This is a genomic window from Aeromonas sp. 75A (genome assembly GCF_051919425.1).
Classification (GTDB): Bacteria; Pseudomonadota; Gammaproteobacteria; order Enterobacterales; family Aeromonadaceae; genus Aeromonas; species Aeromonas veronii.
In genome coordinates, this window is sequence record NZ_JBQBES010000002.1 from 1,229,668 (window position 1) to 1,252,322 (window position 22,655).

The following is a 22,655-nucleotide window of genomic DNA, read 5'->3' on the forward strand; positions in this document are numbered from 1 at the left end:
TGTACGCCCATTTTTGCGTCAAAAGCTTCTTGCTATTGACCTGTCAGGGACGTCTGGATTTCGGGTCTTGTATCACTATACAAGGGGCAAGCAACAGATTGCCAACCCTCATAAGGATAAGTTGAAAGTTTTTGGCCGCACCGCGTCCAACGCATCCGCCTACACAACCCAATCTGCGATAGGATTTATTCATGAGTAAGCTGGTTCTTGTTCTTAACTGTGGCAGCTCTTCCCTGAAGTTTGCCGTCATTGACGCAACCACCGGTGATGACCTGCTGTCCGGCCTGGCCGAGTGCTTCAACCTCGACGACGCCCGCATCAAGTGGAAACTGAATGGCGAGAAAGGCAGTGCCGATCTGGGCGCGGGTGCCGCTCACCAGGAAGCGCTGGACTTCATCGTCAACAAGATCCTGCCGCTCAATCCGGAACTGTCCAAGAACCTGATCGCCATCGGTCACCGTGTTGTTCACGGCGGCGAGCGCTTCACCTCTTCCGTTGTCATCTGCGAAGACGTGATCGCCGGCATCGAAGCTGCTGTTCCGTACGCACCGCTGCACAACCCGGCTCACCTGATCGGTATCCGTGAAGCTCGCCGCGTATTCCCGGCGCTGGCTGACAAGAACGTGGCCGTATTCGATACCGCGTTCCACCAGACCATGCCGGAAGAAGCCTTCCTGTACGCCCTGCCGTACAAACTCTACAAAGAGAACGGCATCCGTCGCTACGGCGCTCACGGCACCAGCCACTACTACATCAGCCTGGAAGCTGCCAAGCAGCTGAACAAGCCGGTTGAAGAGCTGAACATCATCAACTGCCACCTGGGCAACGGCGGTTCCGTCTGCGCCATCAAGAACGGCAAATCCGTTGATACCTCCATGGGCCTGACCCCGCTGGAAGGTCTGGTGATGGGTACCCGCTCCGGCGATCTGGACCCGGCCATCATCTTCTTCCTGCACGACAAGCTGGGCATGAGCGTTGCCGATATCAACACCATGCTGACCAAAGAGTCCGGCCTGCAGGGTCTGACCGAAGTGACCTCCGACTGCCGTTTTGTTGAAGACAACTACGACAGCAAAGAAGAAGCCAAGCGTGCCATGGACGTTTACTGCTATCGCCTGGCCAAGTACATCGGCGCCTACGCTGCCGCCATGGACGGTCGTCTGGACGCCGTTGTTTTCACCGGTGGTATCGGTGAAAACTCCGCCCCGATCCGTGAAATCACCCTGAACAAGCTGGGTCTGCTGGGCTTTGACGTCGATCACGACGCCAACCTGAAGGCTCGTTTCGGCAAGGGTGGCGAGATCACCAAGGCTGGCTCTACCAAGGCCCTGGTTATCCCGACCAACGAAGAGTGGGTTATCGCCCACGACGCGCTGGAACTGGTCGGCGCTTAATTGACGCAGTAACTCGAGGCCGCCCACAGGGCGGCCTTTTCCTGATCCCAAAAAATGAACAAGGGGTATAAAGTGGCACGCACTATTATGCTTATCCCGGTCGGCACTGGTGTCGGCGTAACTTCCGTGAGTCTGGGCGTTGTTCGCGCCATGGAACGTCACGGTGTCAATGTCAGCTTCTTCAAACCGGTTGCCCAGCCGCGTCCGGGTGAAACCGGTGCCGAGCGCTCAACCGCCGTTATCCGCGCTGCTGCCAACATCAATCCGCCCGAGCCCTTCACCCTCTCCTACGCCGAGAACATGATCAGCTCCAGCAACACCGACATCCTGCTGGAAGAGATTGTTGCCCGCTTCGAAGAGCACGTGAAATCCAGTGGTGCCGAAGTGCTGGTTGTCGAAGGTATGGTGCCGACCGACAAGCAGCCCTTTGCCAACAAGCTGAACTACGACGTTGCCAAGGCTCTGGATGCCGACATGGTATTCGTGACCCACCCGGGCCATGACTCCAGCCAGAAGCTGAAAGAGCGCATCGAACTGGCCTGCTCCAACTTCGGTGGTGTCAACAACCCCCGCATCGTTGGTTGCGTGATCAACAAGGTTGGCGCGCCGGTTGACGAGCATGGCGTAACCCGTCCTGACCTGACCGAGATGTTCGAAGCCCATCACCACGCTTCCGACGCTGCCCACAACCTGGAAGTGCTGCAAGTGTTTGGCAAGAGCCCGCTGCGCATCCTGGGTTGCATCCCCTGGAACACCCAGCTGATCGCCCCGCGCGCCAAGGATCTCGCCAAGCATCTGGCCGCCAAGATCCTGCACAAGGGTGAGCTGGACAGCCGTCGCCTGCAGACCGTGACCTTCTGCGCCCGCTCCATCCACAACATGGTCGAGCACTTCCGTCCGGGCAGCCTGCTGGTCACCTCTGGCGACCGCTCTGACGTCATCGTCTCCGCCTGCCTCTCCGCCATGAACGGCGTCAAGCTGGGCGCCCTGCTGCTGACCGGTAACTATCATCCGGAGCCGCAGGTAATGGCGCTGTGCCAACAGGCCATGGCCACCGGCCTGCCGATCATGATGACCGGTACCAACACCTGGCAGACCGCAGTCAGCCTGCAGAACTTCAACGTCGATATTCCGGAAGATGACCGCGAGCGTATCGAGCTGGTACAGGACTATGTCGCTGGCCACATCGACAAGCACTGGATCGAGTCGCTGACCGTCAGCTCTACCCGTTCCCGTCGTCTGAGCCCGCCGGCATTCCGTTATCAGCTGACCGAGCTGGCCCGTCAGGCCAACAAGCGTGTCGTGCTGCCGGAAGGCGACGAGCCGCGCACCATCAAGGCTGCCGCCATCTGTGCCGAGCGTGGCATTGCCCGTCCGGTGCTGCTGGGTAACCCGGAAGAGATCCGTCGTGTTGCCGAGCAGCAGGGTGTAGTTCTGACCGATCGCGTCGAAATCATCGATCCGGCCGTTGTGCGCGAGCGCTATGTGCCGCGTCTGGTCGAGCTGCGCAAGAACAAAGGCATGACCGAAGTGGTTGCCCGCGAGCAGCTGGAAGACAACGTGGTACTGGGTACCATGATGCTGGAGCGCAATGAAGTTGACGGCCTGGTATCCGGCGCGGTGCACACCACTGCCAACACCATCCGTCCGCCGATGCAGATCATCAAGACCGCTCCGGGCTCTTCCCTGATCTCCTCCATCTTCTTCATGCTGCTGCCTGACCAGGTTCTGGTCTACGGTGACTGCGCGATCAACCCGGATCCGACTGCCGAGCAGCTGGCCGAGATCGCCATCCAGTCCGCCGACTCTGCTGCCGCTTTCGGCATCGAGCCGCGTGTAGCCATGATCTCCTACTCCACCGGCACCTCTGGCGCCGGTGCCGATGTAGAGAAAGTGCGTGAAGCGACCGAGCTGGCCAAGGCCAAGCGCCCCGACCTCATCATCGACGGCCCGCTGCAGTACGATGCGGCCATCATGGAGAACGTGGCCAAGTCCAAGGCACCGAACTCACCGGTTGCCGGTAAAGCCACCGTGTTCGTCTTCCCGGACCTGAATACCGGTAACACCACTTACAAAGCGGTGCAGCGTTCCGCTGACCTGGTCTCCATCGGCCCGATGCTGCAAGGCATGCGCAAGCCGGTCAACGACCTCTCCCGTGGCGCCCTAGTTGACGACATCGTCTACACCATCGCCCTGACCGGTATCCAGGCTGCACAGGCTGACGAACAAGCCTAATCAGTGCCTGTCTGAAAAAACAGATCACAAAGGCTGCTCACCCCAAGTGAGCAGCCTTTTTTATTGGTTCTCTTTTGAAGACCAGTGAAACATGCCATCAGCGCAGTGTTGCACAGAACAATGCCATGTGATGTGCCAGAAATGCCTCGAGCGTAGCGCTGCGGGAAAGCGTGCCCGCCACCTTAAAGATGCATCTAAAATAGATTCAAGATCATACGGTTGGATTTATGAGGGCATTCATAGTGAAGCGCTTATAGCAAATATTTCGCCATCGGCATGAGGATTTGACCTGTTAGAAATAGCAGTGAAAAAGACCCGTTCGATACGCTATTCATCAATGTGCCACTCGGCAATATCCACATCATGGAGGAATGGAAATGCTGATGAAGAAGCTCTCTGCAATCATGCTGCTGGCCTGCTTGCCACTGTTCAGCCAACCTGTGCTGGCCGTAGATAAGGCAGCACCCAAGCAAACAACCACGACCGAGGTCGCCAAGGAGACCGGTAAGCTGAACATCAATACGGCCACCCTTGCCGAACTCACCAGCCTGAAAGGGATTGGCGACAAGAAGGCACAAGCCATCGTCGACTATCGGGAAAAACAGGGAAAGTTCACCTCGGTCGATCAGCTGGCGGATGTCAATGGCATTGGCCCGGCCACGCTGGAAGCCAACAGGGACATGATAATAGTCAAATAAAGTCGAATGGATCAGTTGCAAATGGGGCAGCCTGTGGCTGCCCCATTTTTCTTGGGGTATGATTGCCGCACTTTAATCCCACTGGATAGTTTTCCATGAAAAAGACTCCTCTTGTTGTTCGTAAGGCCGTGCTCCCGGTAGCCGGTCTGGGTACCCGTATGCTGCCAGCCACCAAGGCCATCCCGAAAGAGATGTTGCCGGTGGTCGACAAACCGCTGATCCAGTACGTAGTGCGCGAAGCCATCGCCGCCGGTATCAAGGAGATCGTGCTGGTCACCCACTCCAGTAAAAACTCCATCGAAAACCACTTCGACAAGAGTTTCGAACTGGAAGCGACCCTCGAGAAGCGAGTCAAGCGTCAGTTGCTGGAAGAGGTGCAACAGATCTGCCCGAAAGACGTCACCATCATGCACGTCCGTCAGGGGGAGGCCAAAGGTCTGGGCCACGCTGTGTTGTGTGCCCGCCCGCTGATCGGTGACAACCCGTTTGCCGTGCTGCTGCCGGATGTACTGATTGATGAAGTGGCCAGCGACCCGAAAAAAGACAACCTGGCCGAAATGGTGCACATGTTCGAAGAGAACCAGATCAGCCAGATCATGGTGGAAGCGGTTCCCGAGAGCGAAGTGGACAAGTATGGCATCGCCGACATCAAGGGCGAGGCCCTGAGCGAGGGGATGTCCCTTCCGATGCAGGCCATTGTCGAGAAGCCACCCCGTGACGAAGCCCCCTCCAATCTGGCGGTGGTGGGTCGTTACGTCCTCTCCTCCAATATCTGGCCGCTGCTGGAGAAGACACCGGCCGGTGCCGGTGACGAGATCCAGCTGACTGACGCCATCGCCATGCTGATGGAGCAGGAGCAGGTCAACGCCTACTTTATGAAGGGCAAGAGCCACGATTGCGGCAGCAAGCTGGGCTACATGAAAGCCAATGTGGAATATGGTGTGCGCCATCACGAGCTGAATGGTGAATTCATCGGCTGGCTGAAGCAGTTCGTCAAGCAGTTGTAATCGCTGATAAATCTGTTTTTTATAGACGTATTTAAGGGGCATCAAATGATGCTCCTTTTTCATTTTTGCAACAAAAAATCAATCAAGAGTAAATAAACTCTCAGCAAATCATAATGTTGTAATTTATTCACACATGCTCTATAAGGATTGAGGCGTGTTTCTCGCCCTTGCATAAAAAACTCAAAAAAATATAAGACACAGGTGGAAGTTCCAATGAATAACCCGTCAAAAGGGACCTTTTTAGGTCACCCTAAAGGGCTTTTTTTGCTCTTTAGTACTGAACTGTGGGAGAGATTCTCCTATTACGGCATGCGTGCCGTGCTGGTGCTCTATCTGACCGACCTGACTGCCAACGGCGGTCTGGGCTGGAGTCAGGCAGATGCCCTCAAACTCTACGGTATCTATACCGGTCTGGTTTATATCACTCCGCTGATCGGCGGCTGGCTGGCTGACACCTTCCTGGGTCAACGTCGCGCCATCCTGATCGGTGCCGTACTGATGGCCGCAGGTCAGTTCACTCTGGCACTGCCCCACGCCATGTTCCCGGATATGGTCAACACCATGTTCTACGCGGGCCTCGCGTTGCTGATCGTGGGTAACGGCCTGTTCAAACCGAACATCTCCACCATGGTGGGTGACCTCTATGAAGAGGGTGATCACCGCCGTGATGGTGCTTTCACCATCTTCTACATGGGTATCAACCTGGGTTCCCTGCTGGCAGGTGTGATCTGTGGTGCTGCCGCTACGGCCTACGGCTGGCAAGCAGCCTTCGTCGGCGCCGGTATCGGTATGCTGCTCTCTCTGGTGATCCAGGCAACCATGGCCCAGCGTTTCCTGGGTGACATCGGTCGCGTCACTGCCGCCCAGCGCGCAGCCGCCCTGCGTACTACCGAGCAGAAAGCACCGCTAACCAAGCAGGAAGTGGATCGCATCAAGGTTATTCTGGTACTGGGTCTGTTCACCATCATCTTCTGGGCCGGTTTCGAGCAGGCCGGTGGTCTGATGAACCTCTACACCCAGGAGTATACCGACCGCATGATCGGCAGCTTCGAAGTACCGACTGCTTGGTTCCAGTCCCTGAACCCCTTCTTCATTATCACCCTGGCACCGGTCGTTGCGGCCATCTGGATCAAGCTCGGCAAGAAAGAGCCGAACTCTCCGGTGAAATTCGCCATGGGTCTGCTGTTCCTGGCTATCGGCTTCCTGTTCATGGTCGGTGCCGTGCTGCAGCAGGGTGGTGACAACACCGTCAAAACCTCCATGTTCTGGCTGGTAGGTGCTTACCTGTTCCACACCCTAGGCGAGCTCTGCCTCTCCCCGATCGGCCTCTCCATGGTGACCAAACTGGCTCCGCTGCGTCTGGCTTCCCTGATGATGGGTGCCTGGTTTGGCTTCGTTGCCCTGGCCAACTACGCTGCGGGCTTTATCGGCTCCTTCGTAGGTGAAGCCGGTCCGATCGCCATCTTCGGTGGCATCGCCCTGGCTGCGATACTGAGCGCCCTGATCCTGCTGACCATGGCCAACCGCCTGGTCTACTGGATGCACGGTGCCGAAGGCCCGGCCAAAGAGCCGCAAGCTCAAGAGAAGAAACTGCAATCCGCCACCGTCTAAACGGTCAGGATTGTAAACAATAAACAGGGCGCCCATCGGCGCCCTGTTTGTTTTGGCCTGTTTATCAGGCGGCATCAGTGATGACGAACCTGCACATCCAGCGAGCCGCCGCTGTCGCTGCGAAACTGCAGGGCGAACGGTTCATGCCAGCTGCGTTTGTGCAGGGCGTAGTGGCTACTGCGCATCAGGCCAAGGGGCAAGCCGCCGGAGCGCATCAGCCAGTGGGGAGAGGTGAGCCCTGCGTTGGCAAACACCAACCCATCATGCTGATCAAACAGTAGCGCCGCCATGGCAAAAGAGTGACGAAGCCCGGACGCCATCAACTGATGGTTGAGGTAGTCGAGCAACCGGTGCGGCTGGCTCAGCAACCGGCTCTCGTTCTGCTGAAACTGGCGGTAGGGGACGTTCATCAAGGATCGCACCAGTGCCCCACAAAATGCCGCATCCGTCCCCATGATCGGCAGTTCCATCACCAGCACCAGCAGCTTGTCTTCCACCTTGAAGGTATCGGGAATAAACAACTGCCCCAGCCCCTTGAACGTGACCTGCCAGGGGCCCCACTCCTGCAAGCCCGGCGGCTTGAGCCCCGCCAGCAGGCGGCTGGCCGCCTTGTCGTGGGCACTGAAATAGTCGATGTGATCCATCAGTTCCAGTTGCTGCGCCCGGTTGACGCTGCCGTTGAGACACTGTTCAATGCTGCGCTCGACCAGCGCGTAATCCTCAAGGGGTTTGATCAGATAGTCCCGCGCACCGGCACGCAAGGCGCTGGCGACCGCCTCCATGGTGCTCTGGGCCGAAATGACGATAACCGGAATATGGGGATAGCGCGCAGAGAGGCAGGCGATCACCTCGTGGCCATCCATATTGGGCATATTGAGATCGCAGAGCACCACATCGGGATGGTAGAGAGCAGCGGCCGATAGCCCCTCAATGCCATCTTCGGCCTGAAAGACAGTTACCCCGTCCCGTGCGAGGTAACTCACTAACGAGTGGCGAAAAACAGCCTCGTCCTCCACCACCAGGATCCGTAGCCCGGCTTTTGACATCTTGATAAAGCTCTTATTAGTCAATTGGTTATTTAGGTATTAAGACTAGCTCAAAAGTGCGGTCAGCGCGGAAACCCTGCGTCAAAAGTAGACCTCGATCATACGAAGGCATCAAGAGAACCCCATCCGTCCGCGCAGCTCTATTCGCTCGGGTTGCCCCGCGACTACGACCGCCATCTGAATTGTGCAAGTGGGCGCCATAAGGGATAATGCCCCCCACTCCAGCTCGTGAAGAAGACCATGACCCCAGCCGAATACAGCGCCCTTGCCCACCCAAGATTGTCCCATCCGGCTCGCAGTCTCTACACCCTGCAGCTGCGCCGACTGGTGCTGGAAAATCAGGCTGCCCGGCTCAACTATCCCGAGCTGGGTCGGGCGCTGGCGGTGGTCGATCCGGGTGATCCCTGCGGCTTTTCGTTTCAGGTCAATGCCCGCCAGCTCACCGAGCTGTTCGATGAACTGATGGAGGCGGGCCTGCTGCAAGTCGAGGCTCAGCCCGAGAGTGAGCACTACCATCAGTGCCCGTTCCAGTTGCCACTGCTGACCCAGAAATTGCGCAGCCCGCTGCCGGAACGCCCCTTCCAGATGCATCTGCAGTGGCGCCCGGACGAAGAGCTGCCCGCCCTCGCCCGTCTGTGCGGAGTGATCGATGCCAGCTACAGCGAAGAGGATCTGGGGGAGTTTATCGCCTACTGGCTGGGGCGCCCCGAGGTGTTCGACTCCCAGCATCAATGGATGCTCAAGTTCATTCGCGCCCTCAAGACCCGCCGCTATACCCGTCGCAAACCGATGGAGGTGCAGGGCTACCAGCAGGTGACGCCGGCCCCGGCAGAGTCGGGCCCCAGCAAACGGGCCCAACAGATGATTGAAGAGGCCAAGCGACTGGCCCAACAGCAGACGCAAGAACCCGCAGCGCAGCAGGAGCCGGATAATGATTGATAGCGGCCCCCGCCTGCAGGCAGAATCAACCCCTTGTCTACCCATCCCTGATCGAGCAGAAGGAGCATTCCATGACTGACCCGCAAGATCCCCTGCGCCAGGAGCTGGAAGAGATCGAAGCCAAGCGCCAGAAGATCGCCAAGGCCAAGCAGGATCACCGCATTCACGACCCGGAATTGAGCCGCCATGTGGGTGGCCTGCTGGAGCGCATTCGTCGCCTGCAACAAGAGACCGGCGGCGGTCAGTATGACTACGAGACCCTGCGCAAGGAGTACGACGCCAAGGCCAACGCCGAGGTGCGCGAGCTGCAGAAGGCAGCCCGCCAGGAACGGATCCAGAAACTGATCGCCCAGGCCGACCTCAACCCCGACTGGGTGTTCGACAAAATGGATGCCACAGATCCGGCGCTGCAATACCCTATCGAAACCGCCCGTTACTTTATCAGCGGCTTCGAGCACTGGGAGAAGAGCGGTGGCGGCTGCATGCTGATCTATGGCGACTACGGCACCGGCAAGTCGACCCTCGCGGGGGCGGTAGCGCATGAGCTGATCGCCCGTCACCAGAAATCGGTGATCTTCCAGCAGTGGGCCTCCATCGTCGATCGGCTGTTCTTCAACGTGATCCCCGATCAGGACGAGCGCAACCAGTACCGCCGCGCGCTGGAAGAGGTGGATCTGCTGATCATCGATGAGGTATCGGCCAACCGCGCCAAGATGGCGGAGAGCCAGTCCAGCTTCCTCGGCCACCTGCTGCGCCGCCGTCGCAACCTGTCAAAGAGCGTCATCATCATCACCAACCACACGCCCCAGAGCCTGCATCAGGCGATCGGTGATTTCAGCTATGAGGCGATCAAGGCGTTCAATCCGGTGGATATCCACCTGAGCGGCCCCAGCCGTCGCCCCAGCATCGGCAACTACAACGGCTGATCCCTCTCAAAGAGTGCGAGTCGCTGACGGCTCGCACCTTCTCCTCCTTGCTGACTCACAAATAGAAACAACTCTCATTTACAGCAGACGAACAAGCCACTAGGCTAGCCCCTTTTGCCAAGGGAGCTCATCTATGCCAACCACACTGATTTTCGGAGCCAGCCGCGGGCTGGGCCGCGCCTTTACTCATCACGCCCTGAACCAAGGGCACCGGGTCGTTGCGCTGGTGCGCAGCCTCGAGATGGCTACGGAACTGGAGACGCTGGGAGTTGAGGTGATCGAGGGGGATGCGCTGGATCCGGCTGCGGTGCAGCAGGCCTGCATTGCGGCAGGGCAAGATGCCCAAGTCGTCTCAACCCTCGGCAGCTTCCGTCAGACAGCGCCAGTGGACTATCAGGGCAACCGCCATGTGATCGATGCCATGGAGCAGGCAGGCCTGAAACGGCTGCTGCTGGTCACCTCCCTCGGCTGTGGCGACAGCTGGCAGTATCTGCCGGAGCGGGCCCGCGCCGCCTTCGGTCACGAGGTACGTCTCAAGAGTCTGGCGGAGAGCTGGCTGCAGACCAGCTCCCTCGCGTGGACCATTCTGCGCCCGGCGGGCCTGCAGGATGGCGATGCCACCGGCCGCGCCGAACTGAGTCAGGACAAGGAGGTGCACGGACTGGTGCGCCGCGCAGATGTGGCCGCCCAAGGGCTGCGCCTGCTGGCGGATGAGACGGCGGTAGGACAGATCTACGCCATCGGCGATCCCGAACTCCAGCGCGGCTAAAGCAGCAGTAAAACTGCTTAACCCCACCACATAACAAAACGGTCAGCCCAAGAGCTGACCGTTTTCGCTTTACCGCACACGCTATCTCACGCGCGCTTGCACCATCCAGCTTAACCGGCGGTCATTTCACTCTGCACGACTGACGGGCGAGCAACCGGCAACGACAGCTGCCGCCAACGCAGCAGCAGGCAGGCCAGCACACCGTAGAGCAGCGCCAGACCCCACAGCTGCCACCAGTAGCGGGCAACCTGCGCGAAGTCGGCCCCCATCTGGTTAAGGCGCAGAAAACCCTCGATGGCGGGGATAGTGGGCACCCACTGAGCCAGCCAGTTGAGAGGCGCCGGGATCAGCTCGAGCGGCCAGATAAAGCCCGCCAGAAAAACCAGCGGCAGGGAGGAGATCAGCACCACCTGAGTCGGCAGATCCCGCCGGGTAAATATCGCGCCGAGCACCACGCCAAACCAGCAGGTCGCCAGCAGGAATGGCAGGGCGAACAGCCAAAGCTGCACAGGGTCAGCATGGCGAGCGATGTTGTAGTGATCGAAGCAGAAGCCGAGGAAGTAGCTCACCGGTAACAGGAACAACCCCGCCAGCACCAGGGTTCTGGCCAGCAGCAGCGGCAACACCGGCGCGCTTTGCCAGTAACCATGCTCGCCGCGGCAACTGCGCTGGTTCTGGGTCGCCCCCAGGATCCCCGCCCCCATCAGCAACACCTGATGGAGGATCAGCACGAACACCGCCGGCACCACGTAATTCACATAGCCCATGGTGGGGTTGAACACCGGTACCACGTTGAGGGCCACCGCATTCCAGCCCATGGCCGCTTGTGGTAGCGCCTCGCCGTGGCTCAACAGCCGCGCCACCTTCACCTGCGCGGCGAGAGTGCCACCGGCCTGCGCCAGTCCTTCGGCAATGGTGCCGTAGACCAGAAAGTAGGAGGCATCACCGGCATAGCTCAGGGTGACGCTCTTGCCCAGCATCAGATCCCGATAGAAGTGGTTGGGGATATGCAGGATGCCGCTCGCCTCCCCGGCCATCATCAACTGACGCGCCTCGGCCAGCGAATTGGCTCGCGCCACCAGCTTTACCTGCGGCGTGGCATCGGCCATAAACTCCAGCTGACGCGACAGCTGACTGCCATCGTCGTTGACCACCACCACCGCCTCTTCCCGCGGCAGTTGATGCAGATAGGGCTGGGGATAGAGAAACGAGTAGAAGATCACCCCGCCAAACAGGGTGAGCATGATGGCGCGATCCGCCAGCAGGGTGCGCAGCTCTAGGCGCAACAGATCGACAAATCCCAGCATCACTCAGGCTCCTTCTCGGCGACGGCCACTACGGCTGATTGACGGGCAAGCTCGGCCTGCTGCTTGTAACGGCGTACCACCAGCAGCAGGGGGAGCAGGAACAGCAGCAGCGCCCCCAGTTGCGGCAGCGCCGATGCGAGGGGCAGACCGTAGTTGCTCTGACCAATCTGCAGCTCCACATAGTGAGAGACCGGCAACAGGCTGCGCCAGAAGCGGGCGAAATCCCCCATGGCACTCACCGGAAAGGTAACTCCCATAAAGGCGAAACCGGGCGCCGTGTAAGCCCCCGCCAGCGACAGGGCGCGGGCCGGATCCCGAATGATGCCGTAAAAGAAGGCCCCCATAGTGACGCAGGCAGCCGAGGCAAGCCCCAGCCCCACCACCAGCACCAGCCAGCTGCCGTGCATGGGGTAGGAGAAGCCCTTGAACAACAGCAGCGTCCAGACTATCCCCCACCCCCAGCCAATCAGCACGTGGGGCAACAGGGTGCGCCAGAGACCAAACCAGACCCCGCGAGTGGTCCAGTCCAGCCCCAGCCGATCATTACGGGCCAGCGCATTGAGGCCGAACAGCACCACCAGGATCTGCCATACGGCTGGCAGAATGGCACTCAACAGAAACTGGGCGTAGCTGGAGTTGAGGTTATAGAGCGCCGTTACCTGACTGCTGATAGGCACCGACTGCCCGAGTGCGCCGGGCAGCGCCTTGCCATCGGCCATCGCCTCCAGCACGCCGACCTGACCGTTGAGAGTGCCTACCACCTGCGCCAGCGCCGAGTTGACCAGCTTGGCGATCAGGATGAACTGGCCGTTGTTGAACACCGTCACCTGCGGCTGGGTGCCCTGACGGGCATCCCGCTCCAGATGGTTGGGGATCACCACCAGCGCATAGATGTCGCCACCGCGCAAGGCGCGCGCCCCGGCCTCGATGGAGTCAAACTGTTGCGCCACCTTGAGCCCGGCCGAGCCATCCAGCGAGAAGGCGAGCTGGCGCGAGAGCATGCTGTGGTCGAGATCCACCAGCCCCACCTTGAGGTCGCGGACCAACCCTGCCGAGAAGATCCAGCAGAGGATCCCCATCAGCAGCAGCGGCACCCAGCTCATCAGGGCACGGCTGAATGGATCCTGCCACAGCAGCCGAAATTCACGTCCCATCAGAGTTCAACCAGCACACTCATGCCAACCCGCAGCCCCTCAACCGGTTGCAGCGGGCGAGCCTCCACCTGGAAGCTATTCATATCGAAACCCTGACGGGTATCGGTAGCACGCCAAGTGGCGAAATCCCCCATCACGGCCACATGGGTCACCTTGAAGCGCACGGTCTGGTCGCCAAGGCCCGGGATGCGGGCATCAAACTCGGTACCGACCGGGAAACGGGGCAGCAGATCCTCGCGAACGTGGAACTGGGCCCAGGCATCGCTCATGTCGAGCAGGGTCACGACAGGGAAGCCTTGTGGCGCCAGCTCGCCGCTGCGCAGCAGTACCTGACTCACTTCACCATTGTGGGGGCTGGTGATGCGGGTATCGGCCAGATAGGCCTCAACCTCGGCCACGGAACCCGCCGCCATCTTGGCCTTCTCGCGAGCGGCGATCTTGGTCTCTTCCCGCGCCCCTTCCAACGCCATCTGGTACTGTTGCCACGCCATCCCTTCGCTGTAGCGTGCAGCTTGCCAGGCAGTCCAGGCCTCATCGCGCTTTTGCAGCGGCATTACGCCGTCGCGGTGCAGGCTGGCAACCCGCTCATAGGTCTTGCCACGCAGTTGGGCGGCAGCCTTGGCTTTTTGCCACTGATCCTTGGCGGCAGCGATCTGTTGGGCACGGGCCCCCTTCTCCGCCTCTTGCGCCAGCGCACCCGCAGCGGCCTCACCGGCCTTGGCCTGGCTCAGCTTGGCTTCAATCTCGGGGCTCGCCAGGGTAAAGACCAGCTGATCCTTGGTCAGCTGATCACCCTTTTTCACCAGCACCTCGTCGATGCGGCCCGGCACCTTGGAGGAGACCGAGTACTGCTGCGCTTCAATCTGCCCTTGCAGATGCACCGGCTCCGGCTGATAAGCGAGCCAGAAGCGCCAGCCGAGCCAGACCACCAGGATCACCAGCACCAGCGGCAACAACAGCGGTTTACCCTGGCTCATCTTCTTTTTGATGGGGGGATGGCTCATCACTTCACCTCGACAAACGGGCGACCCTTGGCGGTCGAAACAGAGATAGAAAAAGGAACGGACTGGAGTGCGATCATGAGTTCACCTCGATCACCTGACCGTGCTGATATTGATTGAAACTGTTCATCTGGCCGGAGAGCGCCAGCAGACGGGCCAGCGACACCACATATTGATAGGCCGCCGCCGCACGCTGGGTCTTGACCCCCGCCAGCTGGTTTTGGGCATCCACCACATCAAGGGAGGTAGAAAGTCCCTGACCGAAGGCCTTGTCCCGCAGCAGCACGTTCTCCTCTGCCAACGCCTGAGTGGAAGAGAGGGATTGATACTCCTCCAGCCCCTGCGCCGCTTCGCGCCAGGTCTTCTCTACCAGCAACTCCAGATCCTGGCGGGTCTTGGCCTGCAGCAGATTGACCTGCAGCTCGGCGCTCTTGGCGGCCTGCACCGTCTCGGAGCGGCCATCGCGACTCACCAGCGGCATGCTGACCCCCACCCCCACCAGCCAGTCCGGCGCGGTCTTGGAGGCGAGAGAATCATCTTCATAGAGGTTGTAGTTGCCGAACAGGAATACTTCGGGGGCATATTTGCCCTGCTCGACCCGGATCAGCCCCTTGGCCTGCTCCTTCTTGGCGCTGAGCAGCTTGAGACCGGGGTGCACCTCCAAGGTCTGGCTCACCAACCCCTCAAGGCGCGGCAGCTCCTTGTTGACGAACAGGCCGCTGCCCGGCTGGGCATTTGGCAACTTCAGCATGCGGCCGAGGGCCAGTTCGGCGATCTCGAGGCTGCGGCGCGCCTTCTGGGTATCGATGCGGGCGCGGTCATAGGCCGACTGGGCGGAAAGGCGCTCCACCCTGGCGATCTGGCCCTGCGCTTCGAGCTTCTTGGCGTGATCCAGATGGTGGGCCAGCCCCTCTTCGATCTCCTGTTTGGTCTGCACCACCTGAGCAGCCAGCACCACGCCGAAATAGGTCTGGGAGAGGCTCTCGAAAGTGGATTGCTGCTTGAGCACCAGCAGCTGCTGCGCCTCGCTCACCTGCGCCTGGCGGATATCCTGCGCCGCATCGATGCGACCACCGGCAAACAGCGGCCAGAGCATCTTGACCGAGCTGGTCACCACATTCTGTTTGGTCAGGGGGGTGACAAATGCGTTGGCCCCGACCCCGAACAGGCTGCCGAGCGCCAGGATCAGATCTTTCTGCTTGGCCAGCGGATTGAGATCGAGGGCATCAAGTTCAATCGGCTGATCAAGATGGGTATAGCTGGCCCCCAAATCCACCTTGGGCAGATACATGTCCTTGGCCGCCTCGCGCAGCTGCTTGGCCCGATCGACCCCGGCCTGTTCGGCAGCCAGCCCTTCATCCTGCTGGATGACCCGGGTCCAGGCTTCACCGAAACTGATGGTTTGCGCCTGTGCCGACCCCAGCACGGCCCCCATCAGACACGGCCAGAGTGATTTAATGAACCTTGACGTCATAGATCCCCAATCCGCTTTTGTTGCATAAATGTTTGGAGCATTTGCTCGACTTAAGCCCGCTATCATAACGCAAAGCGGGCCTGCAAGTGGACTGACAATTATGCAGGCGTCCGACCCGAATGGTACAGCGCTCACTCTCCGGCAATCTGGCCGTTTTTCAATAACTCCAGAATTTGCAAGCCTTGGCGCGACGTTTTTTTCAGAAAAAAATGGCTGACGCTCAAATACTAACCTTTTCTCCTGCCTAAAAAATGCGTAATATACGCCGCCCTAAGCCGATGGTAACCGTGGAATGCAGATAGGTCCCCACACGCTTGAAACTCCCTTGATTGTGGCTCCCATGGCCGGTGTAACTGACCGACCATTCCGTGAACTTTGTTTGCGATTGGGGGCTGGCATGGCCGTTTCCGAGATGCTGCTGGCCAACCCGGATGTCTGGGATACCCAGAAAACCCGGATGAGGATGGATCACTCTGCAGAAGGCGGATTGCGTTCGGTCCAGATTGCCGGAGCCGACCCCGAGATGATGGCGTTTGCTGCCCGCTACAACGTGGAGCAGGGCGCACAGATCGTCGACATCAACATGGGATGTCCGGCAAAAAAAGTGAATAAGAAGTTGGCAGGTTCTGCCCTGCTGCGTGCCCCCGATCAGGTCAAAGCAATTTGCCGGGCCGTGGTGGATGCAGTGGAGGTGCCTGTCACCTTGAAGATCCGCACAGGATGGGATCCGGATAACCGCAATGGCGTGGAGATCGCCCGAATCGCCGAAGATTGCGGTATCGCGGCCCTTGCCGTGCATGGTCGTACCCGTGCCTGCCTCTACAAGGGCGAAGCGGAGTACGACACGATCAGGGCGATTAAGCAGGCCGTATCGATTCCTGTTGTCGCCAATGGTGACATCAACAGCCCGGAGAAAGCCCGGTATGTCCTCGACTATACCGGTGTCGACGCCGTGATGATCGGCCGAGCTGCGCAAGGACGACCCTGGATTTTCCGGGAAATCCGTCATTTTCTTGAGACGGGCACCAAGCTGCCGCCTCCCGAGAGGGAAGAGGTTCGCACCCTGATGAACGAGCATGTAACCAACCTGCACCGGTTTTATGGTGCATATCTGGGAGCGCGCATAGCCCGTAAACACGTGGGCTGGTATCTGGATGAAGAAGAGACGGGCCGAGAATTCCGTAAGCACTTCAATGCCCTGGATTGCGCAGACGCGCAACTTGAGGCACTCGAAGCGTATTTCGATGGATTAGGTTAACAAGATAACTAAAGAGCCGACCGAATATGTTCGAACAAACCCTGACTTCTGATGCATTGGTAACAACTACTCACAATCACGCTGCCGAGCCGACCCAGCGCCCCCTGCGTGACTCTGTGCAACAGGCCCTGCGTAACTACCTGGCCCAGTTGAACGGTCAGGAAGTGATTGATCTGTACGATATGGTTCTCTCCGAAGTCGAAGCGCCGATGCTGGACGTGATCATGCAGTACACCCGTGGTAACCAGACTCGCGCTGCCGTGATGATGGGTATCAACCGTGGCACCCTGCGCAAGAAGCTCAAGCGTTACGGCATGAACTGATTGCTGGCCGCGAGCCGCGACGGCGGTTCAAGGCAGATGCGAAAGGCGCCAGGTAGCAATACCTGGCGCCTTTCCTTTATGCTCTCCCATCCATTTCACCATGGCGACCCCGATGAACCGCACTCCCCTGCTGCTGATGGTACTGGTCACCCTGCTAGCCGCTGCTGGCTGGCTCTTCTCGAAAGAGGCGATCCGCGAACTGCCCCCTGCCGCCTTTATTGGTAGCCGCTTCCTGCTGGCCGCCCTGCTGCTGCTCCCCCTCGCCTGGCTGCGTGAACCGCCGCCGACCCGAGCCCAGCTGGCGCGCGCCGCCGGCTGCGGCACATTGCTCGGTGCCAGCCTGCTGCTGTGGGTCACCGCCATCAGCCAGAGCGATGCACTGGGCAGCGGCGCCTTTATCATGAGCGTCGCCACCCTGATGGCCCCGCTGGCCGCCTGGGGAGCCTTTCGAGCCAAGCCCGGCCGCCACTACTGGCTCACCCTGCCCATCGCCATCGCCGGTTTGCTGCTGCTCTCCAGCAGTACCCACTGGGGCGTGTCGCTCTCGCTGTTCTGGTTTCTGGCAGCGGCCACCACCCTCGGCATCCAGCTTGCCGTCCATCGCCACTTCGCCCAATCCATTGCCCCCACCTGGCTCACCTGCATCCAGCTGGCGATGACCGGCCTGCTCGGCACCCTGCTCTCCCTGCTGACCGAGCAGTGGCCAGAGGCTGGAGTCAGCCACGGCATCTGGGGCTGGTTTGCAGCGAGCGTCTTGATCGCCACCACATTGCGCTACTGGCTGCTCACCCATGCGTTGAGCAAGATGACCACCGCCCACGCCGCCCTGATGATGCTGCTGGAGCCGGTCTGGACTCTGCTGCTGAGCACCCTCTTCTACAACGAACCCCTCGGCGGCGCCAAACTGGCCGGTGCCGGACTGGTACTCGGCGCCCTGGTGCTCTACCAACTGCCCCTGCTGCTGCGCAGTGCACGGCTCAAAACGCCAGCCTGATACGCGTCACCGCCCTGCGGGGCGGTGTCACCATTTCCCTCCTGTTTGCTTATCTTGTCCTGCCAATGCTGACGTTCTGTTAATGGCATTTAACCCTTGGTATCCATAGGGTTAAAGGGCATACCCCATGAAAAAATGCCATATGGACAGCTTGATGAAGGTCACATTCCTACCCCTCTTCGCTCCCTATGATGCCCCCATCATAGGTCTGGACAATCCTGACGATGGCCACACATGGGAATAACAAGAGAAAAGACTATGCAGCAAACCAGCCCCCTCAAGACGGTCACGGTCAGCATATTGGCAACCGCCATGCTGATCTTTGTGGCCCAGTACCTGATAGGCAAACAGGAGCTCAAGATCGGCATCGCCATCATCCCGATCCTGCCGATGCTCTTTGCCGTCATCATCGGCATGATTGTCTCCGCCAAACCGGTCAAGGATCGCATACCCGGCTGGAAGCAGCTCTTCACCGAGAAAGAAGAGGGCTTCTGCGGCAAGATGGTGGGCTTCAGCCTGCTGATCCTGGGCACCCAGTACGCGGGGATGATCATCCCCAACCTGAAGATGATCCTGAGCGTCGGCGTGCCGCTGTTCCTGCAGGAGATTGGCAACCTGCTGCCGATCCTGATCGCCATTCCGCTGGCGGTGAAGTTCGGCTTTGGCCGCCGCGCCATCGGGGCCTGCTCCTCCATCAGTCGCGAGCCGTCCGTCGCGGTAATTCAGGGCAAGTTCGGCACCGGCTCCCAGGAGTACATCGGCGTGCTCGCAATCTACCTGTGCGGCTCCGTGATCGGCACCCTCTGGTTCAGCGTGCTGGGCAGTATCGCCCCGCTCACCGGCCTGCACCCGCTGGCGCTGGCTGCCGGCTCCGGCGTGGGCTCAGGCTCCATGCTGAGTGCCGCCTCCGGCGCCCTGATCAACGGTCTCGACGAAGCGCTGGCTCAGCAGGTGTTGAGTATCGCGGCAGCCTCGAACCTGCTCTCGTCTGCCCTCGGCGCCCTCTCCCTCACCTATCTGGGTCTGCCGCTCGCTGAAAAAATCTATGCCCTGACTGCCAAAGGAGAGAAAGCATGAAAAGCATCGTAATGGATATGCGGTTCGTCTTTCTGGCGATCCTGCTGGCCATGTTTACCCAGACCCTGACCACCGGCACTCCGCTCTGGCTTATGGGTGACAGCTTCGTCGCCATGTCACTGGTGGTGTTCGCTTCGCTGATTGCCAAGCGCTATCTGCCCTCCTCCCTGCCGGCATTTGCCTATGCCACCATCATCGGCATTCTCATCTGCCTGCCGGAAACCCCGGTGCGCGGCCTCTTCATTGACGCAGTTGCCAAGATATCCTTCCTCTCCTGCTGCGTACCGCTGCTGGCCTTCGCCGGTCTCTCGGTGGGCGGTCAGCTGGAAGAGCTGAAGAAGATGTCCTGGAAAGTGATCCTGATCTTCATGATCGTCTCCACCTGCTGCTTCTTCGGCGCCTCGCTGGTGGCCCAGCTCGGCTTCTCCATGCAAGGGATCATCTGATGAACAACATCCACATTGAACCGGCCCTGCTGGCCCTGCGCGACTTCAGTCAGGAAGTGCGCCACCATCTGCACACCATTCCGGAAGCCTCCGGCGTCGAGTTCAAGACCTCGGCCTACTGCCGCGAGCTGATGGCAGGCTTTGGCTATCGCCTCACCGACTATCCGGGCTTCACCGGTTTTCACGGCGATCTGGTGGTTGATCCTGTGCTGCCGACCATCGCCTTCCGTGCCGACATGGATGGCCTCGAGATGCACGACATGAGCGACGTTGCGTTCAAGTCAACCCACGAGGGAATGGCTCACAACTGTGGTCACGACTCCCATATGGCAATCGCCCTGACTGCAGCCAAGTTTCTGGCCGCCAACCGCGATCGCCTGCAGTACAACGTCCGCTTTATCTTTCAGATGGCGGAAGAGGACATGCGGGTGCCGGGAGCCGAGAAGATGGTGGAACTGGGCTGCATGAAGGGGGTAGACGAGGTCTATGCCCTCCATAACGACGGCGCCATGGAGACCGGCACCATCAAGTTCAACAACGGAGTCATGTCCTCCTGGGGCTCTGCTTGGACGCTGGATGTGCACGGTATCTCCGCCCACGGCTCGACCCCCCACAAGGGGCTGGATGCCATCCGCGAAGCGGTGCGGATCATCGAGGATATGGACTACATCGTCGCCAAGCGCACCAGCCCGTTCAGCCCGGCGGTGTTTGGCTGCGGCATGATCAACGGCGGCACCATCCCCAACGCCATCGCCGACCATGTGCAGGCGCGCGGCACCATCCGTGCCATGGATGCCGAGACCGACCAGATCCTGAAGAACAGCTTCAAGGAGATCGTGGCCCAGAGCGAACTGCGCGGCTTCAAGACCAAGATGGTCTATGCCGGGTATCCGGCGGTTGAGAACCACGCCGATGCATGCGCCCGTCTGCTGCAAGCGGCCGCCGATGTATTGCCCTCCGAGGGGATCAACGCTCAGGGTCAGCCGATGACCGGCAGCGAAGACTTCAGCTATATGGTCAACGCCTGCCGTGGCCGCAAGGGGGCCATATTCTTCCTCGGCAGCGGCTGTCAGGCCAAGGGGATCTGCAACTACCTGCATGCGAATCCCTACTACCTCGATGACGACTGCCTGCTGGTCGGAGCCCAGATCTTTATCAATCTGGCGACCCGCAGCGCGTAATCCCGTATACCGATAAAACCAAAAGAGAGGCCACGGCCTCTCTTTTTTTATCTCTGCATGTTTGCTCTGTGCGTGGCAAACAACCCGCGGCTAGAGCCACGGCAGCTCCGCCATATTGGTGGCAGGCGGCTGATTGATCAGATGAAGTTGCACCGTCTCCCGGCTGATATGGGGGGCGTAGAGGTGGATAAAGTCGTACATGTAGTCACGTAGATGGGCATGCTTGCGCAGGCAGATGTGGGTCGCGCTCGAGGCGATCAGGTGGTCGATATTGAGGCTCACCAGATCCTCCCGATCCCCCTCGTCGAAGGCCACGCTGGCAATCACCCCGACCCCCATCCCGAGCCGGACGTAGTGCTTGATCACGTCGGTGTCGGTGGCGGTCAGCACGATTTTCGGCGAGAGGCCGTGGCGGCTGAAAGCCTTATCCATCTTGGAGCGACCGGTAAAGCCGAACACATAGGTGATGAGTGGATAACGAGCCAGATCCGCCATCGACAGCGGCTGACAGTCGATCAGCGGATGGCCGTGGGGCACCACCACGCTGCGGCCCCAACGATGGCAGGGGACGGCGGCCAGCTCATCGAACAGATACATGGATTCGGTGGCGATCGCCATATCCACATCGCCACTTTGCACCATCTGGGCCAGCTGGGCCGGTGCCCCCTGATGGATCTGGATCGCCACCTCGGGATAGCGGCGGCTGAACTCGGTGATCACCGCTGGCAGCTTGTAGCGCGCCTGGGTGTGGGTGGTGGCGATGCGCAGCACCCCGCTGGTGGCCAGTTGCTCTCCCAGCGACAGCTGGTTGATCTGCTCTACCTGCGCCACTACCCCCTTGGCCAGCTCCATCACCTTTTCACCCGCGCTGGTCAAACCGACCAGATTCTTCCCCTTGCGGGTAAAGAGGGCGAGCCCCAGCTCATCTTCCAGCATCTTCATCTGCTTGCTGAGGGTCGGCTGGGAGGTGTAGAGCTTCTCCGCCGTCGCCGAGATGTTGAAGTTGTTCTTCACGATCTCGGTAAAGTTCTTGAGCCGGACGATGTTCATCTGGGCAAGGGATCTCGCTGCTGCGGCCAGCAATGCTGGCGTTTATAAGAGAGCGCGGGAGAGACCCGCAGCTAACAGCCGACCATACCACAGCGCCGCGCGCGATAACCTGCCCCAGGTCAGAAAGCCGCGAGCTAGTCGCTGGCGAGCTTGAGCCCGAGCCCGACAAACAGGGTACCGATGCCTCGGTTGAGCCAGCGGCCGAGACGCTGTGACAACCGTACTTTGTGGCTGGCATAGACGGCGGTAAAGACCAGCAAGTGACACCAGATGATGCCGCCCAGGTTGAAGATGCAACCGAGCAAGATAAAGGCGAGCGCCTTGTCGGGGGCATCCGGTGCGATGAACTGGGGCACAAAGGCGAGAAAAAAGAGCGCTACTTTGGGATTGAGCACATTGGTCAGCACCCCTTGCCGGTAAATCTGGCCATAGGATAGGGCAGGCAAGGTGATCCCTCTCTCCATTGCACCCGTTGCCTGCTGGCGCAGCAAGGAAAACCCCAGATAGATGAGGTAGATGGCGCCAGCCAGCTTGATAAGGGCAAACAACTCGGCCGAGGCACTGAGCAGGGCCGACAGACCGAGGGCCGCCGCCAGCACATGCACCATGACACCTGTGCCGATACCCAACGTCGCGACCGAACCGGCACGCCACCCTTGCGAGCCGCTGCGCAGCATGACCAGCAGGGAGTCCGGCCCCGGCATGATATTGAGCAGCAGCCCCGAGACCATAAACAGTGCAAGATCATGAATACCGAACATCATC

Annotated in this window: 21 protein-coding genes; 14 read left to right on the top strand and 7 right to left on the bottom strand. The window is 59.8% G+C overall.

Annotation, left to right across the window (positions count from 1 at the left end; translation table 11 throughout):
• Positions 1 to 191: 191 nt before the first annotated feature.
• From ACTG2T_RS05535 to ACTG2T_RS05555, 5 genes are all read left to right on the top strand, one after another.
• The gene (locus tag ACTG2T_RS05535) at positions 192 to 1,394 is read left to right on the top strand and encodes an acetate kinase (RefSeq protein WP_005349210.1); all 1,203 of its coding nucleotides are present in this window, start codon (positions 192 to 194) and stop codon (positions 1,392 to 1,394) included.
• A 54-nt stretch (positions 1,395 to 1,448) separates the two neighbouring features.
• Positions 1,449 to 3,629, top strand: coding sequence for a phosphate acetyltransferase (gene pta, locus ACTG2T_RS05540; RefSeq protein WP_005339119.1), 2,181 nt, complete (start codon positions 1,449 to 1,451; stop codon positions 3,627 to 3,629).
• Between the two features lie 377 nt (positions 3,630 to 4,006).
• Positions 4,007 to 4,327: a ComEA family DNA-binding protein gene (locus ACTG2T_RS05545; protein WP_150997405.1), complete on the top strand. Its 321-nt coding sequence runs from the start codon at positions 4,007 to 4,009 to the stop codon at positions 4,325 to 4,327.
• A gap of 95 nt (positions 4,328 to 4,422) precedes the next feature.
• The gene (galU, locus tag ACTG2T_RS05550; protein WP_111900684.1) at positions 4,423 to 5,334 is read left to right on the top strand and encodes a UTP--glucose-1-phosphate uridylyltransferase GalU; all 912 of its coding nucleotides are present in this window, start codon (positions 4,423 to 4,425) and stop codon (positions 5,332 to 5,334) included.
• 213 nt (positions 5,335 to 5,547) lie between these two features.
• Positions 5,548 to 6,945, top strand: coding sequence for a peptide MFS transporter (locus ACTG2T_RS05555; protein WP_040065012.1), 1,398 nt, complete (start codon positions 5,548 to 5,550; stop codon positions 6,943 to 6,945).
• Between the two features lie 74 nt (positions 6,946 to 7,019).
• On the opposite strand, the gene ACTG2T_RS05560 is transcribed toward ACTG2T_RS05555, so the two are convergent.
• A complete protein-coding gene (locus ACTG2T_RS05560) occupies positions 7,020 to 7,991 on the bottom strand; it encodes a response regulator (RefSeq protein WP_330125513.1) in 972 nt (323 codons plus the stop codon).
• A gap of 240 nt (positions 7,992 to 8,231) precedes the next feature.
• Here ACTG2T_RS05560 and ACTG2T_RS05565 point away from each other — a divergent pair, with 240 nt between their 5' ends.
• The 3 genes from ACTG2T_RS05565 to ACTG2T_RS05575 all read left to right on the top strand — a co-directional run bounded on the left by ACTG2T_RS05565 (position 8,232) and on the right by ACTG2T_RS05575 (position 10,625).
• Entirely contained in the window at positions 8,232 to 8,930 is a 699-nt protein-coding gene (locus ACTG2T_RS05565; RefSeq protein WP_005349201.1) for a DnaT-like ssDNA-binding domain-containing protein, read from the top strand.
• Between the two features lie 71 nt (positions 8,931 to 9,001).
• Positions 9,002 to 9,856: a DnaA ATPase domain-containing protein gene (locus ACTG2T_RS05570; protein ID WP_042010405.1), complete on the top strand. Its 855-nt coding sequence runs from the start codon at positions 9,002 to 9,004 to the stop codon at positions 9,854 to 9,856.
• A gap of 133 nt (positions 9,857 to 9,989) precedes the next feature.
• A complete protein-coding gene (locus tag ACTG2T_RS05575) occupies positions 9,990 to 10,625 on the top strand; it encodes an SDR family oxidoreductase (RefSeq protein WP_330125514.1) in 636 nt (211 codons plus the stop codon).
• 110 nt (positions 10,626 to 10,735) lie between these two features.
• On the opposite strand, the gene ACTG2T_RS05580 is transcribed toward ACTG2T_RS05575, so the two are convergent.
• The 4 genes from ACTG2T_RS05580 to ACTG2T_RS05595 form a co-directional block, all read right to left on the bottom strand.
• Entirely contained in the window at positions 10,736 to 11,932 is a 1,197-nt protein-coding gene (locus tag ACTG2T_RS05580) for an ABC transporter permease (RefSeq protein WP_330125515.1), read from the bottom strand.
• The gene (locus tag ACTG2T_RS05585) at positions 11,932 to 13,086 is read right to left on the bottom strand and encodes an ABC transporter permease (protein WP_330125516.1); all 1,155 of its coding nucleotides are present in this window, start codon (positions 13,084 to 13,086) and stop codon (positions 11,932 to 11,934) included. The genes ACTG2T_RS05580 and ACTG2T_RS05585 overlap by 1 nt, the downstream gene beginning before the upstream one ends.
• On the bottom strand, positions 13,086 to 14,090 hold the full coding sequence (locus ACTG2T_RS05590; RefSeq protein ID WP_330125517.1) for an HlyD family secretion protein: 1,005 nt from the start codon (positions 14,088 to 14,090) through the stop codon (positions 13,086 to 13,088). The genes ACTG2T_RS05585 and ACTG2T_RS05590 overlap by 1 nt, the downstream gene beginning before the upstream one ends.
• 73 nt (positions 14,091 to 14,163) lie before the next feature.
• Positions 14,164 to 15,561, bottom strand: coding sequence for a TolC family protein (locus tag ACTG2T_RS05595; protein WP_042656819.1), 1,398 nt, complete (start codon positions 15,559 to 15,561; stop codon positions 14,164 to 14,166).
• Between the two features lie 292 nt (positions 15,562 to 15,853).
• On the opposite strand from ACTG2T_RS05595, the gene dusB reads away from it, so the two are divergent.
• From dusB to ACTG2T_RS05625, 6 genes are all read left to right on the top strand, one after another.
• Entirely contained in the window at positions 15,854 to 16,819 is a 966-nt protein-coding gene (gene dusB / locus ACTG2T_RS05600; protein WP_019445016.1) for a tRNA dihydrouridine synthase DusB, read from the top strand.
• 26 nt (positions 16,820 to 16,845) lie between these two features.
• Positions 16,846 to 17,142 carry a DNA-binding transcriptional regulator Fis gene (fis, locus tag ACTG2T_RS05605; protein ID WP_005309538.1) on the top strand — a complete coding sequence of 99 codons (297 nt, stop codon included), beginning with the start codon at positions 16,846 to 16,848 and terminating at the stop codon, positions 17,140 to 17,142.
• Positions 17,143 to 17,254: 112 nt separating this feature from the next.
• On the top strand, positions 17,255 to 18,136 hold the full coding sequence (locus tag ACTG2T_RS05610) for a DMT family transporter (protein ID WP_330125518.1): 882 nt from the start codon (positions 17,255 to 17,257) through the stop codon (positions 18,134 to 18,136).
• A gap of 258 nt (positions 18,137 to 18,394) precedes the next feature.
• On the top strand, positions 18,395 to 19,213 hold the full coding sequence (locus ACTG2T_RS05615; protein WP_127007839.1) for a DUF3100 domain-containing protein: 819 nt from the start codon (positions 18,395 to 18,397) through the stop codon (positions 19,211 to 19,213).
• The gene (locus tag ACTG2T_RS05620; protein ID WP_322862721.1) at positions 19,210 to 19,659 is read left to right on the top strand and encodes a hypothetical protein; all 450 of its coding nucleotides are present in this window, start codon (positions 19,210 to 19,212) and stop codon (positions 19,657 to 19,659) included. Before ACTG2T_RS05615 ends, ACTG2T_RS05620 begins: the two co-directional genes overlap by 4 nt.
• Positions 19,659 to 20,840: a M20 metallopeptidase family protein gene (locus ACTG2T_RS05625; protein ID WP_330125519.1), complete on the top strand. Its 1,182-nt coding sequence runs from the start codon at positions 19,659 to 19,661 to the stop codon at positions 20,838 to 20,840. The genes ACTG2T_RS05620 and ACTG2T_RS05625 overlap by 1 nt, the downstream gene beginning before the upstream one ends.
• Positions 20,841 to 20,930: 90 nt before the next feature.
• On the opposite strand, the gene ACTG2T_RS05630 is transcribed toward ACTG2T_RS05625, so the two are convergent.
• Positions 20,931 to 21,890, bottom strand: coding sequence for a LysR substrate-binding domain-containing protein (locus tag ACTG2T_RS05630; RefSeq protein ID WP_330125520.1), 960 nt, complete (start codon positions 21,888 to 21,890; stop codon positions 20,931 to 20,933).
• Positions 21,891 to 22,024: 134 nt separating this feature from the next.
• Positions 22,025 to 22,651, bottom strand: a complete 627-nt coding sequence (locus ACTG2T_RS05635) for a LysE family translocator (protein WP_330125530.1) — start codon at positions 22,649 to 22,651, stop codon at positions 22,025 to 22,027.
• Positions 22,652 to 22,655: the final 4 nt, after the last annotated feature.

Coding starts and splice junctions, on each gene's coding strand:
- ACTG2T_RS05535 (WP_005349210.1), top strand. CDS start 192: ATGAGTAAGCTGGTTCTTGTTCTTAACTGTGGCAGCTCTTCCCTGAAG.
- pta (WP_005339119.1), top strand. CDS start 1,449: ATGAACAAGGGGTATAAAGTGGCACGCACTATTATGCTTATCCCGGTC.
- ACTG2T_RS05545 (WP_150997405.1), top strand. CDS start 4,007: ATGCTGATGAAGAAGCTCTCTGCAATCATGCTGCTGGCCTGCTTGCCA.
- galU (WP_111900684.1), top strand. CDS start 4,423: ATGAAAAAGACTCCTCTTGTTGTTCGTAAGGCCGTGCTCCCGGTAGCC.
- ACTG2T_RS05555 (WP_040065012.1), top strand. CDS start 5,548: ATGAATAACCCGTCAAAAGGGACCTTTTTAGGTCACCCTAAAGGGCTT.
- ACTG2T_RS05560 (WP_330125513.1), bottom strand. CDS start 7,991: ATGTCAAAAGCCGGGCTACGGATCCTGGTGGTGGAGGACGAGGCTGTT.
- ACTG2T_RS05565 (WP_005349201.1), top strand. CDS start 8,232: ATGACCCCAGCCGAATACAGCGCCCTTGCCCACCCAAGATTGTCCCAT.
- ACTG2T_RS05570 (WP_042010405.1), top strand. CDS start 9,002: ATGACTGACCCGCAAGATCCCCTGCGCCAGGAGCTGGAAGAGATCGAA.
- ACTG2T_RS05575 (WP_330125514.1), top strand. CDS start 9,990: ATGCCAACCACACTGATTTTCGGAGCCAGCCGCGGGCTGGGCCGCGCC.
- ACTG2T_RS05580 (WP_330125515.1), bottom strand. CDS start 11,932: ATGCTGGGATTTGTCGATCTGTTGCGCCTAGAGCTGCGCACCCTGCTG.
- ACTG2T_RS05585 (WP_330125516.1), bottom strand. CDS start 13,086: ATGGGACGTGAATTTCGGCTGCTGTGGCAGGATCCATTCAGCCGTGCC.
- ACTG2T_RS05590 (WP_330125517.1), bottom strand. CDS start 14,090: ATGAGCCATCCCCCCATCAAAAAGAAGATGAGCCAGGGTAAACCGCTG.
- ACTG2T_RS05595 (WP_042656819.1), bottom strand. CDS start 15,561: ATGACGTCAAGGTTCATTAAATCACTCTGGCCGTGTCTGATGGGGGCC.
- dusB (WP_019445016.1), top strand. CDS start 15,854: ATGCAGATAGGTCCCCACACGCTTGAAACTCCCTTGATTGTGGCTCCC.
- fis (WP_005309538.1), top strand. CDS start 16,846: ATGTTCGAACAAACCCTGACTTCTGATGCATTGGTAACAACTACTCAC.
- ACTG2T_RS05610 (WP_330125518.1), top strand. CDS start 17,255: ATGAACCGCACTCCCCTGCTGCTGATGGTACTGGTCACCCTGCTAGCC.
- ACTG2T_RS05615 (WP_127007839.1), top strand. CDS start 18,395: ATGCAGCAAACCAGCCCCCTCAAGACGGTCACGGTCAGCATATTGGCA.
- ACTG2T_RS05620 (WP_322862721.1), top strand. CDS start 19,210: ATGAAAAGCATCGTAATGGATATGCGGTTCGTCTTTCTGGCGATCCTG.
- ACTG2T_RS05625 (WP_330125519.1), top strand. CDS start 19,659: ATGAACAACATCCACATTGAACCGGCCCTGCTGGCCCTGCGCGACTTC.
- ACTG2T_RS05630 (WP_330125520.1), bottom strand. CDS start 21,890: ATGAACATCGTCCGGCTCAAGAACTTTACCGAGATCGTGAAGAACAAC.
- ACTG2T_RS05635 (WP_330125530.1), bottom strand. CDS start 22,651: ATGTTCGGTATTCATGATCTTGCACTGTTTATGGTCTCGGGGCTGCTG.